This is a genomic window from Streptomyces sp. NPDC005866 (assembly GCF_040629895.1).
Lineage (GTDB): Bacteria > Actinomycetota > Actinomycetes > Streptomycetales > Streptomycetaceae > Streptomyces.
Map to the genome: position 1 here is coordinate 84,499 of NZ_JBEXWP010000013.1, position 17,489 is coordinate 101,987.

At 71.9% G+C, this 17,489-nt stretch carries 15 protein-coding genes; 5 read left to right on the forward strand and 10 right to left on the reverse strand.

What is annotated here, in order from left to right; translation table 11 throughout:
* Nucleotides 1–17 precede the first annotated feature (17 nt).
* The 3 genes from rpsN to ABZ396_RS20670 all read left to right on the forward strand — a co-directional run bounded on the left by rpsN (nucleotide 18) and on the right by ABZ396_RS20670 (nucleotide 1,652).
* Complete coding sequence (gene rpsN, locus ABZ396_RS20660) at nucleotides 18–323, forward strand: 30S ribosomal protein S14 (protein WP_358921615.1); 306 nt, start codon at nucleotides 18–20, stop codon at nucleotides 321–323.
* A 159-nt stretch (nucleotides 324–482) separates the two neighbouring features.
* Complete coding sequence (locus ABZ396_RS20665; protein WP_358921617.1) at nucleotides 483–974, forward strand: hypothetical protein; 492 nt, start codon at nucleotides 483–485, stop codon at nucleotides 972–974.
* Nucleotides 975–1,136: 162 nt separating this feature from the next.
* On the forward strand, nucleotides 1,137–1,652 hold the full coding sequence (locus tag ABZ396_RS20670) for a DUF4232 domain-containing protein (RefSeq protein WP_358921629.1): 516 nt from the start codon (nucleotides 1,137–1,139) through the stop codon (nucleotides 1,650–1,652).
* 272 nt (nucleotides 1,653–1,924) lie between these two features.
* Here ABZ396_RS20670 and ABZ396_RS20675 read toward each other — a convergent pair whose 3' ends face one another.
* Entirely contained in the window at nucleotides 1,925–3,055 is a 1,131-nt protein-coding gene (locus ABZ396_RS20675) for a DUF2786 domain-containing protein (protein WP_359185341.1), read from the reverse strand.
* 183 nt (nucleotides 3,056–3,238) lie between these two features.
* Here ABZ396_RS20675 and ABZ396_RS20680 point away from each other — a divergent pair, with 183 nt between their 5' ends.
* Both ABZ396_RS20680 and ABZ396_RS20685 read left to right on the forward strand, forming a co-directional pair.
* Entirely contained in the window at nucleotides 3,239–4,054 is an 816-nt protein-coding gene (locus tag ABZ396_RS20680; RefSeq protein ID WP_358917881.1) for a Clp protease N-terminal domain-containing protein, read from the forward strand.
* A gap of 539 nt (nucleotides 4,055–4,593) precedes the next feature.
* Nucleotides 4,594–6,282: a bifunctional 3'-5' exonuclease/DNA polymerase gene (locus tag ABZ396_RS20685; RefSeq protein ID WP_358917879.1), complete on the forward strand. Its 1,689-nt coding sequence runs from the start codon at nucleotides 4,594–4,596 to the stop codon at nucleotides 6,280–6,282.
* Here the strand turns inward: ABZ396_RS20685 and ABZ396_RS20690 are convergent, their stop codons facing one another.
* The 9 genes from ABZ396_RS20690 to ABZ396_RS20730 form a co-directional block, all read right to left on the reverse strand.
* Nucleotides 6,283–9,450 (reverse strand): BTAD domain-containing putative transcriptional regulator, encoded by a 3,168-nt coding sequence (locus ABZ396_RS20690; protein WP_358917877.1) that lies wholly within the window; start codon nucleotides 9,448–9,450, stop codon nucleotides 6,283–6,285. It lies immediately after the preceding gene.
* 457 nt (nucleotides 9,451–9,907) lie between these two features.
* Nucleotides 9,908–10,801, reverse strand: a complete 894-nt coding sequence (locus tag ABZ396_RS20695; protein ID WP_358917875.1) for a glycosyltransferase — start codon at nucleotides 10,799–10,801, stop codon at nucleotides 9,908–9,910.
* 318 nt (nucleotides 10,802–11,119) lie between these two features.
* On the reverse strand, nucleotides 11,120–11,698 hold the full coding sequence (locus ABZ396_RS20700; RefSeq protein WP_358917873.1) for a transposase: 579 nt from the start codon (nucleotides 11,696–11,698) through the stop codon (nucleotides 11,120–11,122).
* A gap of 218 nt (nucleotides 11,699–11,916) precedes the next feature.
* On the reverse strand, nucleotides 11,917–12,297 hold the full coding sequence (locus ABZ396_RS20705) for a hypothetical protein (RefSeq protein WP_358917872.1): 381 nt from the start codon (nucleotides 12,295–12,297) through the stop codon (nucleotides 11,917–11,919).
* A 70-nt stretch (nucleotides 12,298–12,367) separates the two neighbouring features.
* On the reverse strand, nucleotides 12,368–13,273 hold the full coding sequence (locus ABZ396_RS20710; RefSeq protein ID WP_358917871.1) for an alpha/beta hydrolase fold domain-containing protein: 906 nt from the start codon (nucleotides 13,271–13,273) through the stop codon (nucleotides 12,368–12,370).
* A complete protein-coding gene (locus ABZ396_RS20715) occupies nucleotides 13,270–14,478 on the reverse strand; it encodes a beta-ketoacyl synthase N-terminal-like domain-containing protein (RefSeq protein ID WP_358917870.1) in 1,209 nt (402 codons plus the stop codon). Before ABZ396_RS20715 ends, ABZ396_RS20710 begins: the two co-directional genes overlap by 4 nt.
* A complete protein-coding gene (locus ABZ396_RS20720) occupies nucleotides 14,475–15,539 on the reverse strand; it encodes a ketoacyl-ACP synthase III family protein (protein WP_358917869.1) in 1,065 nt (354 codons plus the stop codon). Before ABZ396_RS20720 ends, ABZ396_RS20715 begins: the two co-directional genes overlap by 4 nt.
* 41 nt (nucleotides 15,540–15,580) lie before the next feature.
* Nucleotides 15,581–16,012 (reverse strand): hypothetical protein, encoded by a 432-nt coding sequence (locus tag ABZ396_RS20725; protein WP_358917868.1) that lies wholly within the window; start codon nucleotides 16,010–16,012, stop codon nucleotides 15,581–15,583.
* Nucleotides 16,013–16,044: 32 nt separating this feature from the next.
* Nucleotides 16,045–17,475, reverse strand: coding sequence for an MFS transporter (locus ABZ396_RS20730; RefSeq protein WP_358917867.1), 1,431 nt, complete (start codon nucleotides 17,473–17,475; stop codon nucleotides 16,045–16,047).
* Nucleotides 17,476–17,489 lie beyond the last annotated feature (14 nt).

The window sequence follows — 17,489 nt, forward strand, 5'->3', positions numbered from 1 at the left end:
GGGGGCGAGGCACCGATATGGCGAAGAAGAGCAAGATCGCGAAGAACGAGCGGCGACAGGAGATCGTCGCCCGCCACGCCGCCCGCCGGGCCGAGCTGAAGGAGATCCTGCGGCGGCCGTCCTCCACCGAAGCCGAACGTCTCGCCGCCCAGCGTGAGCTGCGCAGGCAGCCGCGGGACGCGAGCGCCACGCGCGTGCGCAACCGCGACCAGGTCGACGGACGCCCGCGCGGCTACTTCCGCACGTTCGGTCTGTCCCGCGTGAATCTGCGGGACCAGGCCCATAGCGGATACCTACCTGGCGTACGCAAATCCTCCTGGTGAGTCCTGGTAGCTTGCCGCTGTCGTCCGGGCAACCGGGCGGCCGACCCCCTAGAGCATGGGAGCGTTGCGGTGACCACGGCTACGGCGAGTACGGCTACGACGCACATGGATACGGCTTCGGCCGCAGCTTCGGCTGGGGCGCGCGGCGCATCGGCCCCGGTGGCCGTGCGGCCGGCCGTGCGGTCGGCCGTGCGGATCGTGGCCGCCGCCGCGGGGCTGGTGGGCGTGCTCGCGCTGGCCGGGTGCAGCGGCGGCGACTCCTCGGCCACCCCGTCGGGCACGTCGTCCGCGGGCGCGACCGCCACGTCCGGATCGGACAGCGCCGCGGCCTCGTCCGACGCACTGCAGGGCAGTTGGATCACCACGAGCGGTGGCAAGATCGTCGCCCTTGTGATCACCGGCAAGCAGGCCGGGCTCTTCGAGACCGGCGGGTCGGTGTGCAGCGGGACCGCCGGTGATGAGGCCGGGATGCGGATGATCCACCTCACCTGCACGCGCGGCAGCAAGGACCGCGTCACCGGAATGGTCGACTCGGTCAGCAAGGACGGCATGAAGGTCACCTGGTCCGGAAAGTCCGGCGCGGAGACCTACACGAAGGCGGAGGGTGGCAAGCTGCCGACGGGGCTGCCGACGGCGGGCCTTGGGCAGTAGGGCCGGCAGGGCCGTGTTCGGCGGCTGAGCCCGCCCGCACCGGTCCGCGCGGGCGGCTGGGAGTAGGCCGTGCAGCGGTCAAGGGCGGGGGCGGGCGCGCTGGACCCGGGCAGGGGCGTGATGATGCTGGGACACCGCAACGACCTCGATGGGGATCTGCTCATGCGCGCCATTCCGCTCACTGTCACGGCCCTCGCCGCCGCCCTCGCCCTGACCGCCTGCGACGACGGCAACGCCGGGGCCAACGGCAAGAACAGCTCGGCCTGCGAGATCGGCAAGGTCTCCGTCCAGGTCGGCTCCGCCAGCGTCGCGCCGGCCGCGGGAGACACCGGCGAGGTGCCGGTGAGCCTCACGAACCAGAGCGCGCCGTGCACGCTGGACGGCTTTCCCGGCGTCACGCTGAAGGCGGGCGGCACGTCGGCGACGTTGTCCACCCAGCCGGGCGCGAAGTCCGACAAGCTCAAGCTCGCCAAGGGCGACTCCGCGACCTTCTCGATCACGTATGTGCGCGGCAAGGACGGCGACAAGGCGAGCCTCGCGACCACGTCGATGACGGTGACCCTGCCGGGGAGCGACGCGACGCAGAGCTTCCCGTGGAAGTACGGGCCGGTGGCGGGCAAGGGCTCCGCGGACAAGCCGGACGCGACGGTGGGGGCGTTCCAGCAGGCCGGGGACTGATCTGGGGCGGTTCGGCCTGGTTTCGAGCCGGGACCAGGGCCTGCGGTTTGGATCAGGCCGCAGGTCAGTGGCGGTGCGGTTCGATGCCGGGGAGCGGGGGCCGGTGCGTGTAGCCGCAAGGCGGAGGAGGCGTGGACAATCAGCCGCTACCGCGGCGGGCGACGCGGTGGGGGCACCCCCGGCCGAAGGCTGGGGGACGTCGGCGACCGACGACAACGCGGCAGATGCGCGTGCCAGCCCCCGCGTCTGCGGAGTGATCCAAACGACAGGCCCTAGGGCAGTTGCGTTCGTGAGCGGACCTGGGCCTGGTCCGCTGCTCTCGTGCCCTCTGTCCAGCCCGCCTCGTCGGTCACCCCGCGCAGGCGGGTCGTGATGGTCTCCGGGAACATCCGCTCCATGCGGTCGGTCACGGCCATCTCCCTGGTGGCCAGGACCGGGAGCAGGTCCTGGGGCGCGTCGGTCTCGCTGACGGCCGCCCGCGCGGCGGCCGCCAGCCGGTCACCGACCCGGTGGGCGTACGCCGCCACGAAGGACTGGCGGAACGTCTTCGTCCGCTTCCGGCCTCCCGCCCGCTGCGCCGTCTCCGCCTTCGTCATCGCGTGCGTGGCCTGCACCAGCAGGGAGGTGTAGAGCAGCTCGACCGCCTCCAGGTCCGCCTCGAAGCCGACGACCGTGGAGAAGGCCAGCGGCTCGTTCCACACCGCCCGGCAGTGGTTGGCCGTGGCGACCGCGTCCAGCAGCACCGCCTTGGCCTGCTCGTACGGCGGCTCGACCCCGATCCGGCAGGCTCCGGGCGCGTCCGGCGCGGGCGCCCCCGCGGCGAGCAGCGCCTCGTCGACGCTGTGCCGGGCCATCAGCTCCTGCGCCTTGGCGCTGAGCGCCTCGGCCTCCTCCGGGTAGCCGGTCGCCTCGGCCTTCGCGAGCAGAGCGCGGATCCGGGTGAGCATGCGGGACTCCGGCCGGTGCGCGTCCGCGCGGGAACCGGCGTCGTCGAGGGGCTCCAGGGCGGGCAGCCGCAGCAGCAGCCGGTGCAGCTCCAGGACGGCGGTGGCGTGCGAGAAACGGTCGCCCACGCGCACGTGACCGTCCGGCAGCGCGTCGAGCTGCGCCTTCCAGCGGGGCCCGCGCGCCCGGTCGTCCGGCGCCTGCGCCCGGATCAGCCCGGCGGCGAGCCGGACGTGCGGGTCGTCCAGCTCGCGCCGCACCAGTCGTACGACGTCGGCGGGCTGCCAGCCGCGCCGCCAGGCCGCCGCGACGAACTCCCGGCCCCGGCGAGCGAGTTCCGCGTCCGCGCCGGAATCCGCCGCGAGGAGGGAGGCGCCCGTGTCGAGGCCGGAGTCGGTGCCGTCGTACAGGGCGCTCTGAAAGGCTCGGTCGACGGTGCTGGGCTGGCTGCTGGTCACCTGTCGATCGTGCCACGCGGCACCGACAGCGGTCGGCGGTTGTCCACAGCCTGTGGACAACCGCCCGGCGGCCCCTCGTCCCAGGCACCGGAATCCGCTCGCACGCGCGCGTAGCGGTGCGAAGCATGACAGGACTGTCAACCAAGGGTTGACAGTCCCGGGGTGTCAACTTACGGTTGACGCATGGCGACCAACCCGAACATCACGGCATCCGTACGCCTCGACGACCTCATCGCGGCGATCAAGAAGGTTCACCCCGAACCCCTCGACCAACTCCAGGACGCGGTGATCGCCGCCGATCACCTCGATGACGTGGCCGACCATCTGATCGGCCACTTCGTCGACCAGGCCCGGCGCTCGGGCGCGTCCTGGACCGACATCGGCAAGAGCATGGGCGTGACCCGGCAGGCGGCCCAGAAGCGCTTCGTGCCCAAGGAGTCGGCCGACCTCGACCCCAGCCAGGGCTTCAGCCGCTACACGCCGCGAGCGCGGAACGTGGTCATGGCCGCGCACAACGAGGCGATCTCGGCGGGCAACCCGGAGGGCCGCCCCGAGCACATGGTCCTCGGACTGCTGGCCGAGCCGGACGGCATCGCGGCGAAGGCGATCGTCGCGCAGGGCGTCCTGCTGGACTCCGTGCGCCAGGCGGCGACGGCCGCGCTCCCGCCGGCCGCGGAGAACGTCCCCGACCTCATCCCCTACGGGCCGGAGGCCAAGAAGGCCCTCGAACTCACCTTCCGCGAGGCGCTGCGCCTCGGCCACAACTACGTCGGGACCGAACACCTGCTGCTGGCCCTCCTGGAACACGAGAACGGCGAAGGCGTCCTCAGCGGGTTGGGCATCACCAAGCCGGCGACCGAGGAGTACATCGCCAAGGTGCTGGCCCTGTGGGTGGAACAACGCGACAGCCACGGGGCGGCGGAAGCCGCAGAGGGGGCCGCGGAAGCGGCAGACGCGGCGGAGACGCCGGACGATACGGAGGAGGGCGGGGCGAGCTGAGACGGGCGGGGTCTCACGCGGCCGGGGCGAGCGGGCCGGAGACTTGAACGGCCGGGGGCCGAGCGGGCCGGAGACTTGAACGGCGCGCCTCGTACGGCCGGGAACGACCGGAAGACCGGGGCCGGACGGCCGGGATCTGAAGAGCCGCGGGGCGAACAGCCGGGGGCCGACCGGCCGGGAAACCGGGGTCCGGACAGCCAAGGCCGCCCCACCCCATCGGCCGGGACCCCACCGGCCGGCGAGATCTACGGGCCGCGTCCACGGGGTCCGGGTCCACCGAGAGCAGGGCCTCGCGGGCGGCGGCTCCGGTCAGCCCGGGCGCGGTGATGGCCGGCGTCCGAACAGCCGGGGGCCGAACGACCAGGTCCGAACGACCGGGAAACCGCCCGGACGGCCGGGTGCCGAACGGACGGGAGCCGAACAGGCGGGAGCCGAACAAGCGGGAGCCGAACAGGCGGTTGACTCCGCCGTCGGTGTGTCGCGCACCCTTGAACCCGCAGGTCAGGGGATTTGTCAGTGCGGGGTGTCACACTCGCTGCATGACCGACCGGTGGGCTCTCGCTCCGGCCGAGGACGGTGGCGTGGATGTCGCCCCCCTCGGTCCGGACGGGCTGCCCGCCGGGCCGGTGCGGCGGGAGTCCGATCTCGCCGGGGCGGTCAGGGGCCGCCCGGAGGTCACGCGCTGGGTGTGGAGGTCGACCGCCGAGGTCTATCCGCGTCTGCTCGCCACGGGGGTGCGAGTCGAGCGGTGCTACGACATCGAGGACGCCGAGACACTCCTGCTGGGCCACGAGGGAAGGTCCGGCGAGCCGCACTCGGCCGCCGCCGCCCTGGCCCGCCTCCGTGGCGGCCCCGTACCGCCCGATCCACCGCAGCGTTCGGCCGAACCGGGCGCACAGTCCCCGCTGTTCGAGCCTCAGGGCACCACCCGCCTGACGCTCGACGAACTCCTCGCGGTCTACGCCGAGCAGCAACGCCGGCACGACCGGGCCGAACACCCGGACCGGATGCGCCTGCTGACGGCAGCGGAGTCGGCGGGGATGCTGATCGCCGCCGAGATGAACCGCGCGGGCCTGCCCTGGAGCGCCGAGGTCCACCGCGAGGTGCTGCGCGAACTGCTCGGCGAACGGTACGCGGGCGGTGGCGAGCCCCGCCGGCTGGCCGAACTGGCGGACGAGGTGTCGGGCGCGTTCGGCAGGCGGGTCCGCCCGGATCTGCCGGCCGATGTGATCAAGGCCTTCGCCCAGGCCGGGATCAAGGTGAAGTCCACCCGCCGCTGGGAGATCTCCGGCATCGACCACCCCGCGGTGAAGCCGCTGCTCGAATACAAGAAGCTGTACCGGATCTGGGTGGCGCACGGCTGGACCTGGCTCCAGGACTGGGTGCGCGACGGCCGGTTCAGGCCCGAGTTCCAGGCCGGCGGCACGGTCACCGGGCGCTGGGTGACCAACGGCGGGGGCGCCCTGCAGATCCCCAAGGTGATCCGGCGGGCCGCGGTCGCCGAACCCGGCTGGCGGCTGGTCGTCGCGGACGCCGACCAGATGGAGCCGCGGGTGCTCGCGGCGATCTCCCGCGACCCCGGGCTGATGGAGGTCGCGGGGCGGGAGACCGACCTCTACCAGTCCGTCTCCGACCGCGCCTTCTCCGGTGACCGGCAGCAGGCAAAGCTGGCCGTCCTTGGCGCGGTCTACGGCCAGACCTCGGGTGACGGCCTGAAGAACCTCGCCGCGCTCAGACGCCGTTTCCCCAGGGCGGTGGCCTATGTCGACGACGCGGCGCGGGCCGGCGAGGAGGGACGGCTGGTGCGGACCTGGCTGGGCCGGACCTGTCCGCCGGCGGCCGGTGCGGGCGACGGCGCGGAGGAGGCGGGCATGCCCCAGGAGGAACCGGAGGAGCATGCGGCGGAGGGCTGGGTGCCGGGCTACGCGTCCACCAACTCCCGTGCCAGAGGCCGCTTCGCGCGCAACTTCGTCGTCCAGGGCAGCGCCGCCGACTGGGCTCTGCTGATGCTCGCGGCGCTGCGCCGGACCTGCGCGGACATGGCGGCCGAGCTGGTCTTCTTCCAGCACGACGAGGTGATCGTGCACTGTCCCGAGGAGGAGACGGGTGCGGTCGCGGCGGCGATCGGGGAGGCGGCCGACCTGGCGGGACGGCTGACGTTCGGGGAGACGCCGGTCCGCTTCCCGTTCACGACGGCGGTGGTGGAGTGCTATGCCGACGCGAAGTGATCAGTCACCGGCCGGCAGCAGCTCGCGCAGCTCCACGAGGACGTCGGCCTCGTCCGTGCCGTCCAGGGCGGCCAGGGCCGCGCGCCAGGCGTCGTACGCCTCACTCATACGCCCCTGCTCGCGCCGGAGCAGACCGAGCTGGTGGCGGGCGAGCCCGCCACTGTAGCGGTCGGCGCGGGCGTCGGCGCGGTCCAGGAGTTCGGCGCACTCGTGTTGCGCACGGTCGGTGTGGCCGAGGCCGCGCAGGGCGCGGACCAGACCGAGCCGGGTCTGGGACTCGCCGTGCCAGTCGCCGTGGCGGCCGAGGATGCGCAGGCTCTCCTCGAAGTGCGCGGCGGCGGCCGCCGGTTCGCCGAGGGCGAGATGGGCGTAGCCGATGTTGCAGTGCGCCGAGTGCTGCACGATGACGGCGCCGATGGCGTCCCCGATCGCCAGTGAGCGCCGGTGCTGCTCGATTGCGGCGCGGGGGTCGGTGTGCTCGTAGAGGTTGCCGAGGTGGCTGTGGGTGACGGCCTCGCCGTAGGGGTCGTTCAGCTGCCGGGAGTACTCCAGGCTCTGCCGCAGTGCCTCGCCCGACTCGTCGTACCGTCCGAGCCCCTCCAGCAGCAGCCCCCGGTTGTTCAGGCTGCGCCGGATCCAGGACGCCACGTCCAGCCGCCGCCAGAGGGCGAGGGCCTGGTCGGTCAGGGCGAGGGCCTCCCGCTGGCGGCCGGTCAGGAAGTGCAGGCCGGCGAGGTCGCCCAGGGCGTAGGCCTCGGCGGGCGCGTCGCCCAGGCGCCGGGCGGCGGCCAGGGCTGCCGTGCCGAGCACCTCCATCTCGGCGACCCGGCCGCTGCGCAGGACGTAGGGGAAGAGCAGCCGGACGAGCGTGGAGAGGTAGGCGCTGATCCGGGGTTCGGCCGTGCCGGCGTACCGCTCCACCAGGGCGACGATGTTCTCCAGCTCCAGATCGCCCCAGGCGAAGGCGTGCTCTGCGCACTCGAAGGGGGGCAAGGCGGCTGCGTACGGCTGGTGTTCGGCGGGCTGGGCGGCGGTGGGCCGGCGGCGGTCGCCCTGTTCGAGGCCGGGTTCGACGATGGCGACGAGGGCGAGTTCGGCGGCGGCGGCGAACCAGCGCAGGGCGGTAAGGGAGGCCTCGGTGCGGTCGGTGCCCTCGGCCAGCTCCCGTGCGAAGTCCCGTACCAGGTCGTGCGGGGTGTAGCGGCCGTACGCGGTCTCCTCCAGGAGAGCCACGTCGACCAGCCGGTCCAGGGCGGCTTCGGCGCGGCGCTCGTCGGTGCCGGTGAGGCGGGCGATCAGCGGGGCGCCGTAGGTGGGCAGGTCGAGGGAGCCGATGTGGCGCAGGGCGAGGGCGGCGTCACGGTCGGGTGACCGGTCGGAGGCGGCGAGGGCGTCATGGGCGACGGCCAGGGAGCGCCGGACGCTCAGGTCGTCGTATTCGAGGTGCTGCAACCTGCTCTCGGTGGCGGTGAGTTGACCGGCCAGCACCTCTGGTGTGAGGGCGCGGCGAGCGGCCAGCCGGGCGGCGACCACGCGCAGGGCGAGCGGCAGCCGGCCGGTGAGGCCGACGAGCGGGTGACCGGCGTCGATCTCCTCCCGCCCGCTGACCGCGCGCAGCAGCGCCGCACTGTCCTCACCGGTCAGCGGCCCGAGCGGAAACCGGCGGGCGCCGTCGAGCGCGGTGAGCGGCGAACGACTGGTGACGATCACCGCGCAGCCTGGCCCGCCGGGGAGCAGCGGCCGTACCTGGGCGGCGTTCGCGGCGTCGTCGAACAGCAGCAGGGTGCGGGTCGGTGCGAGCAGGGAGCGCAACAACGCGGCGGCCGCGTCCAGGTGTTCGGGGACGCGCCGGGGGTCGGCACCGAGGTCCCGCAGCAGCGCGGCGAGCGCTTGGGCGGGGGCGAGCGGGGGTACGCCAGGAGTGGCGCCGTGCAGATTGACGTAGAGCTGACCGTCGGGGAAACGTTCCCGCAGGTGATGGGCGACGTGCAGCGCGAGCGCGCTCTTGCCGACACCCGCCATACCGCTGACGACGGTGACAGCCGGGGCGGGCGCCGAGGTGAGGGCATCGACCAGCTCTTCACGGACGGCGGTGCGTCCGGTGAAGTGAGCTGGGCACGGGGGGAGTTGGGCGGGCCTGGGTACCGGGGAGTCGCCTCGCGCAGAACCGGGGCCTGCGGGCTGCTCCCCGACCGGGTCGAACTCCGCACCGGCCTCGACGCCCTCGGCTGCCGGCTGACGGCCCGTCGACGCGCCTCCGGGGGACGCGGGGAACTGCGCGACCGGCCACGACACGCCCGCGGCAGCCTCACCACCATCACGCACCCCTTCATCCGGCACACCCGCGTCCGGCACACCCCCGTCGGTCACACCCTCGTACCATCCGCCCTCCCCCACCCCGCCACTCCCCCGCAGCACCTCCACATGGGCCTCGCGGACCGCAGCGCCCGGCTCGACGCCGAGTTCCTCGATCAGGCGGTTGCGCAGGTCGCGGTGGACGGCGAGGGCCTCGGCCTGCCGGCCGGTGCGGTGCAGGGCGAGCATCAGCTGACGGTGGTAGGCCTCACGGAGCGGGTACTCCGCGACGAGCGCCGCCAACTCCGGCACGACTCCGCCCAGTCGCGGCCCGCCGATGGCGAGCTCCGCGTCGTAGCGCCATTCCATCAGAAGCAGCCGGGCCTCCTCCACGCGCTGCACGAAGGCGTAGCCGCCGAACTCGGCTGGGAGGCCGCCGAGCGGGCTGCCGCGCCAGAGCGCGAGCGCGGCGGCGCAGGCGCGCAGCACCGGCGCCCACTCCCGGCGCCCGTGCGCCGCGCGCGCCTGCGCCACCCGCGCGTCGAACACGTCGGCGTCCAGCTCACCGTCGTCGACGCGGAGCAGATACCCGGGCGGTACGGCCCGCAGCCGCTCAGGATCATCGAGGAGCCGGCGCAGCCGGGTGACGTGGTTGTGCAGCGAGGCCTGTGCGGACACCGGGGGCGCCCCGCCCCACAGCGCGTCCTTGACCGACTCGACGGAGACGACCCGCCCGGCCTCCAGGAGCAGCGCGGCGAGCAGCGCGCGCACCTTGGGGCTGCCGATGGGCCGGACCTCGCCGCCGGGGAGATACAGCACCGGAGGTCCCAGCAGTCCGAACCTCAGCTCGTACCGCCGCATCACTCCGCCCATCGCCTTCCCGCGCGGTCTTGGCCGACCGCGCCGTACGGCGGGTGCCCGCCGGTACCTGGCTCCTGGCGGAATCCGGTCCCGTCGAGGACGAATTCCCGCCACCTTCTCCGTGCCGTCGGGGCCGGAATCCGCTGGGTTTCCGGCCTGTTCCCGGAGTCGCACGACGGCTTCACGCCAACCGGTTGGCGACCTCCGGGAGAACCGCTGGCCATATGTTAGCGATCCGTTGGCGAACCCTGATGTGATCTTCGCATCGGACCGGGCCGACGGCGCGCGCGTTTGCCGCGTAACTCGGGGGAGTGTCGCCGCAGGACTTGATCCGGGGACGCGAGAGGGTTCCGGTCGGCGGAGGTGAACGACCGGAACCCTCGTCCCGTTTCAGCACTGTTTCCACGTCTGTTTCCAGCTCTGGTTCCAGGTCTGCTTCCAGGTCCGTCTGGCGATCCGTCGCCCGGAGTCAGATGACGGGCGGGCGTCCGAGGCGGGTGAGCCGCCAGACCGTGCGCCAGCGCATGGGGCGGCGCTCACCGGCGGGTTCGCGCACCCCCTCCACAAAGCCCCCGAACCAGGCCCGTAACCCGCCCGTCGAACGGGTGCGCAGAAGGGTGATCAGGGTCCACACGGCCAGGTGGACCGGGATCAGGGGCAGGGGCAGCCGACGACGGGTCAGCCAGACCCGGTTGCGGGCGGTCACCCGGAAGTAGACGGCATGTCTGGCCGGTGAGGTCCGAGGGTGCTGGAGGAGCAGCTCGGGCGCGTAGAGGATCTTCCAGCCGGCGTCGGCGGCCCGCCAGGCCAGGTCGGTCTCCTCGTGCGCGAAGAAGAACTCGGCGGGCCAGTCCCCGGTCTCCGTGAGCATGGCCATGCGCAGGGCATGCCCGCCGCCGAGGAAGCCGGTGACGTAACCGCCGCGCATCGGGTCGGCGTTCCCGACGCGCGGCACGTGCCGCTGCTGGGTCTCGCCCCCTTCGTCCACGATGCGGAAGGCGACGATGCCGAGGCGCGGGTCTGCGGCGTACAGGTCCCGGACCTGCCGGAGCACCTCGACGTCGAGGAGCAGTCCGTCGTCGTCCAGTTCGACGACGATGTCGACGTCGCCGTACGCGCGCAGCCGGGCGAGGGCGATGTTGCGGCCGCCCGGGCAGCCGAGGTTTTCCTCGACATCGATGGTGGTGACCTCGCCGGGCAGGTCGAGGCGGTGAGCGAACTCAGGCAGCCGGCAGCCGTTGCCGACGATCACGATGCGGGCGGGGGCGAGGTCCTGCTTGGCCACGGACCGCAGCAGGGCGTCGACTGCGCCGGGCCGGTTTCCCATGGTCACCACGGCGACCGCGATCCTCGGCTCCTCCATGTCCCTCACCCCATCCAGCCGGTGCCGGCACCCGCACATTGACCGCGCAACGCTCATTGTTTACCAAGGCGTCGTCTTGAATATCCCGGCACTCCAGAGAGGGACTCACCTTGCGGTGGTTTTGCCAATGGACAGGGAGTAAGGCAGCGCGCTCAGCTACGAGTACGTGGGGAGCCCTCTGCCCCTCCCAGCCATACGCCTGACCCGCCACGGCGCCGGCCCGCCCCGCATCTCCACCGGCAGCTCACCGCCGCCATGGCCACCCGGATTCGCGACGAACTGCGCACCCGCGTCGCCGCCCTCCCCCACGACCGCGGCTCAGCCGTCGACGCCGACGCCTACACGATCTCCATCGCATCCGGCCTCTTCCGCGACAACGCCCCCACCCGCGACCCCCAGGTCACGCCACGCCCAGCGCGAGCAGCTCCCGGCCGCTGTAGACGCCCGCTTGACCAGCGGCGCGATCTCGGTGTCCAGCTCGGCAATCTCGTCCATGGCCTGGTGACGGCGGGCCAGGCGCCGCAGCGAGGCCCGGGTCGCGGCCAGCGGGAGGGACAGGGCGTCGCCGGGACGCAGCCGGGCCAGGGCGCGTGTCAGTGCGGCCCGGTCCAGGCCCGCGACCTGCTCGCGCAGCATCGCGGAGGCCGAGACGAGCAGGCCGCGGATCTGGTTCATCGTCTGGGTGCGGGCCTTGACCGCGCTGCGGCGCGCGCTGCGCAGGACGCGCACGGCCTCGACCACGCCGTCCATGCTCTTGGGGATGCCGGTGGGCCGGCCAGAAAGCACGGCCGTCGCGGCGGCGTAGGCTTCGATCGGGTCGGACTTGCCCTTCATCCGCCGCGTCTTGCGGTCGGAGTGGTCCACGTCGACGACGGTGATCCCGGCCGCGGTCAGCACCCGGCCCGGCTCGGCACCTAGTGCACCGGCAGGACAGTCCTGCTGGGGTACTGGGCGCCGGTGCCCTCCACCCCGGCCGCCGTCAACGCCGTGCGAGTGCATCCAGTCCCCGTAGCCGTGGATCGTGGCGGGGAACTCCCGGTTGGCCAGGTGCCGGCCAACCGGATCGACCAGATGAGCATGCGCAATACACCCAGCATTCGGTCGCTCTCCGTCACCTAACCGATGATGCCGCGCTGCCCCGTCACCGAGTACACCTTGCCGATCCGGCCGGCGTCGTCGAACTCGAAGACGTCGATCCCGCCGACCACTCGGTCCGGGCCGACGTGCAGGTTCCACAGGGATACGGCGAACTCTGCGCCCGCGCCGCGGTCGGCGTAGGTGCGGACCAAGGTGAACTCCAGGTCGTTGTTCAGCGAGACCCGGAAGTCGTTGATGAACGTCTTGAGTTGGGCGGGATCGTTGATCTCGTCGCCGTTGTGGGTCGAGGCGTCGCGGCCGAAGAAGATGGTGAACTGCGGGGAGCAGAGCTCGTCCGCCAGAGCGAGCTCGCCGTTCCACATTTCGTTCCACAGATCCAGTTTCTTCAGGTCGATCATTCCTGCGTCCCGCCTTGTCGTGTTGTTGTCTGTTGTTGCCGTGTCAGTGGGATCCGGTGTCCTGTGCGTTCTACGTCGGTCTCGGCGTCGATGAGGCGTCACGTCCACGGCGCAGGTACTCCGCCTCACGCTCCTTCGCCACTCGCGCCGCCGTCGAACGTATCGTCGTGAACGCGTGGGCCGCCCCAGCGAAGACATCCAGTTCGGTCGGTGCGTGTTCACGCCAACGGGCCTGCATCGACAGGGTCTGGGCGAGCAGTGCGTCGCCGGTGCCGATACAGAAGCGGGCCGGCGGCACGGCGGTCAGGTCGGCGAGCAGGGGTGAGGCGGCCCGTCGGGTCTCGGTGTCGGCGTCGGGCATCAGGAGGGCGAGGGCGCGGTCCAAGCCAGCGGTGAGGTCGTAGGCGCCGTAGTTGAGCGAGACCGCGGAGAAGGGCTGGCGCCCGAGGCGTTCGGGGAGTTGGATCACGGTCAGGGCGGCCAGGTGGGCGCCGGCGGATTCGCCTCCGATGGCCAGGAATCCCGTGCCCGGACGCTCGCTGACCGCGCGGGCGACCGCGAGGATGTCGTCGAGGCAGGCCGGGTAGCGGTGTTCGGGCGCCATCCGGTAGCCGATGGACGTCACCGTCAACTCGGTGCGATCGGCGAGTTGTTGCAGCGTCTCGTCGTGCATGGTGTGGCTGCCCAGGCACCATCCGCCGCCGTGCAGATGCAGGTAGTCGCCGCGGGAGGGTCCGTTCGGGGTGAACGTACGGACGGGTACGCCCTCGATCGTCAGGTCGCGCGCGGCCGGCACCGTGGCGTCGTCGCCGAAGCGGACCGTCGCCCGGTACTGCGCAAAGGTCATGCCCGGCGGCACATCGTAGAGCGTCGTCAGCCTCGACCTCACGTGCTCGCCGGCGCGCACCGATTCCTGCGCGTACTCGTGCCCGATCGTCGCCCTGGCCATGGCCTCGTCGGGGAGTGCGGTCGTCACGCCGCCTCCAGGGCCACTACCGCGGACTGGCTGCCCAGCGCGAACGCGAACGACAGCGCGGCCGCCAACTCGGCGCGACGTGCGCCGCCGAAGACGGAGTCGAGCCCACACTCGGCGTCGGTCTGCACGCTATTGGCGGTCGGCGCGATCGTCTGCGCGTTCAGCATGGAGGCCGTGGCGGCGATGTTGACCAGCGAAGACGCTCCGAAGAGATGCCCGAATATCGGCTTCACCGAGGTCAGCGGCACATCGGTGTCGTCGCCGAAGACGCGCCGGACCGCCCGGCTCTCGGCGACGTCGTTCAGTCGGGTGCCCGTGCCGTGACCGCACACATAGCCGATGTCGCCGACCGACAGGTCCGACTTCTTGATCACCCGCTCAGCGAGCGCCGCGGTCTTCTCGCCCGACTGCTCCATCGCCGTCGGGTGGGCCGCTTCGTTGGCAACCCCAGTGGCCAGTACGAACGCGTATATGTGCGCACCGCGGGCCACCGCGTCGGCCTCCCGCTCAAAGACAAGGGCCACGGCTCCCTCGCCAAGGGCGGTGCCGTCGCGGTCGGCATCGTAGGGGCGGATCGAGTCCGCCGCCGTGGTGCCCAGGCTCAGCACCCGTGACTTCGGATCGGTGTACACCCGCAGCAGGTCGGCGGTCAGCGGGAACTCGTGGCCTACGACGACCATGACGTCGGCCTCGTCGGACCGCAGCTCGGCGGCCGCCGACCGCAGCGCATGGGTGCCGCCAACACAGGCCGAAGACACGGTGCTGACGTAGCCCTGGACGCCGGTGCGGATGGCCGCGATGCTCGCGGGCGCGCCCGGCAGTCCGCCCAGGACCCGACCGATCCCGGACGCCGAGGCGAACTCGCGTTCCCACCACTGCAGCGGGCCGCGCGACGACGAGGCGATGACACCGGCACGATGCGGATCGACGTCGCCGATGCCAGCGTCGTCCAGCGCCTCGTCGATGCTGGCGAGCGCTGCGAGGATCTCGCGCGAGTACTTGCTCGCGTGCTTCGGGTCCAGCCCCTCGACCACCGGGGCGTGCGTGAGCCGTCCCGCCATGACGGTCGGCACACCGCGGTCGTGGAACGCCGAGTGCTGGGTGAGCGCCGACTGCCCGGCCCGCACCCGCTGCCAGAAGTCGTCCGCGGTGCGGACCCCGCCCGGCAGCGTGAATCCCATCCCGGTGATCGCGAGTCGGGTCATGCCGCACGCTCCTGCGGCACCTGCAACACCGCGCAGGTGTAGGAGTAGCCGCCGCCGGCCCCGAGGACGAGCACGATGTCCCCCGGCGCGAGATCGCCCGCCGTCTCGGCCTCGGCGATGTTGGCGAGGAAGTCGCCCGCGCCGAGGTGGCCGGACGCGCTGTAGTGGCAGACGATCCGATCGCTGTACTTCTCCTCGATCGGCCCGATCATCAGCTCGCGCACCTTGTCGCTCAGCCGCGGGGCGAGCACCCTGACTATCCGCGGATCACCCGGCGCCAACCGGGCGCGGTCCAAGGCCTTGTCCACCGCCTCGGTGATGCACTCGTGCGACACCGCGCGCAGGCGGGGCCGCCCGCCTTCGTCGGAGAACTTCGTGGTCGGCATCGCGTTGATGTACGGCGGCGCCAACGCCGGTTGCTGGCCGAAGCCGTCGTAGTCGTCGCGCGTGCGCCACAGCTCCGGTGCGGCGACGTGCTCGATGGCCAGGAGGTGGAACGCGTCGCCGGGGGCCGGTTGCCCGACGACCGCGGCCGACGCGCCGTCGCCGTAGGCGAGCATGATGTGGCTGCGCCAGTGGTCGACGGCGGGCGCCTCGAACCGGTCCGCAGCCACGATCAACGCATGGGAGTGCTCGCCCAGCCGCAGCTGACCGGCCGCGAGGGAGAAGGCCATCGCCGCGCCGTTGCAGGCCTGCTGGATGCCGACCGGCGCACACGAGCGCGGGAGATCCAGCCCCTCCGCGACGCAGTGCGCCGCGGTGAAGAAGGGATTGCCCTGGTAGTTCGTCCACGCGTAGGCCAGCAACCCGATGGCGTCGCCGGGCACGCCCGACGCCGACAGCGCCGCGCGGCCGGCGGCCACGGCCATCGCCGGCGCGGACTCGGTGTCCCACCAGCGGCTGATGTGCAGCGTCACATCACCGTGCCGGGCCGCCTGCTCGGCGGTGAGGTTCCCGGTCCGGACCTCGTCCTTGGGGGTACGCGTCTTCTCCGGGAACCAACAGCGCGCTGCCCGGATACCGAGAATCGGCTCGGCCGTCGTCCCTGTGTGCAGTGCCATGGGCTACTCCTCGTCGGTCTGGGGGGCCTGCGGGTGGGCGCTCACGTCGTCCTGGTGACGGCGCCCTGGGACCAGCACTCGGTGATGTGCAGCGCCTCGTCGACCTGGAAGATGTCGACCCCGACGAAGATCGCCTCCTCGCCCGGGATGTCGTGCGGCCAGTTGGTGGCTCCGGTCCAGGTCCCGGTGCCTATCCAGCGATAGGCGAAACGACGCTCGGAGTCGTCGACGAATGGTCCGAAGTCCGTCGAATACCGCAGGCCCTCGAATTTCCCGGTGAAGCCGGAAACCCATTTCGACATTTCCGCCGGGCCCGAGATTTTCGACGGGTCGATCGTGGCGCCGACGTCGGGCAGGTGCAGCACGTACCCGGCCGGAGAAATGATTTCGTGGGCGACGTCAGAATCCTCGTTCCACATGCGCAGCCAGTTTTCCCAGATCTTGCGCGCGGCAGACGTGTCCAACGTGAGCATGTGACGATTCCCTCTTATTCGGCAGGAGTGGTCTATTCAGCAGGAGTGGTAGCCGTTTTACGCGGAGCCACCAGGGCGATGCCGGCCGCGACGACGGTGAGTACGGCGGCGGCGATCCATGCGTCGCGCAGGGCCGGCACCGGTGACGTCCCGTCGCTGTTGGCGCTGTCGTGGATCACAAGCAGCAGGGCGACACCGATCGCGATGCCCATCTGCTTGGCCATCGTGTGCACGGCCGAGCCAGAGGCGTAGAAGGCCTGCGGGATGGTTGTGGACACCTGCCCGGCGAATGCCGCCATCGCCACGATCGTGCCGATGGAGGTGAGCATGGAACCGGGCATGACCGCCAGCACGTAGGGCAGGTCCGTCGGAGCCGTGACCGTCCACCAGACCATGCCCAGGCCGAGGACGACGCAGCCGAGCGCCGCGGTGCGGGCCAGGCCGATGCTCTTCGCCATCCGCCCGGTGAGGATGGCAAAGATCGGCATCAGCACGGTCCCCGGCGCGATGGCAAGGCCCGTCTCGATCGCGGAGTAGCCGCGTACGTTCTGCGTCCAGAGGACGACCGAGAGCAGCATCACCGCGAAGGCCGCGCTGTAGACGAACGCCGCGATGTTCGTCCGGACGTAGACGGGCAACGCAAGCAGTTCACGCGGGACGACCGGCGACGTGTGCCGCAGGTTCCGGACGACGGCGACGACGAGCAGCGCCACCGCGCAGGCGAACGCCGACAGCGTGGTCGCCGAGCCCCATCCGGCATCCGGCGCCTCGACCAGTGCGAAGACGAGCGCACCGACAAAGAGCGCGACGGCCAGCGCACCGAGCAGGTCCGGGCTCGGTGCCGAGGAACGCTGCGCCGAGGCAGGCAGCACACGCAGCCCGACGACCGTGGCCAGGGCGCCGATCGGCACGTTGATCAGGAAGATCAGCCGCCAGTCGTACTGGACGAGCAGGCCGCCGATGATCGGTGCCATGGCCGCGGCGATCCCGCCAGCCGCCGTCCAGCTGCGGATCGCGCGCTGCTGCAGCTCAGGCGGGTTCACCTGCAGCAGCAGGCCCATGGACGTCGGGGTGAGGGCGGCGGCGCCGAGCGCCTGCAGGGCCCGCGCCGCGATCAGTACCGGCAGGCTCGGGGCGAACGCGCACAATGCGCTGGCCAGGGTGAAGAGCACCAGCCCGCCGAGGAACGTCTGCTTGCGGCCGAGATGATCGGCCAGCCGGCCGGCGGGGATCAGCGCAGCGGCGTAGAGAATCGTGTACGCGTTCAGCGTCCAGCTGAGGACGGCATTGCTGTAGCCGGGGAACTCGTGCTCGATCGCCGGGAAAGCGACGTTCACGATCATCATGTCGAGGCTTGTCAGCACGAATCCGCAGCACAGGACGGCGAAGACAATCGCTCGGCGGCGGTCGGCCGCCTTGTCCACCGGAGCGGTGGTGGCGAGGGCGGGCGTGTCAGCGCTCATGATCGGTTCTTTCC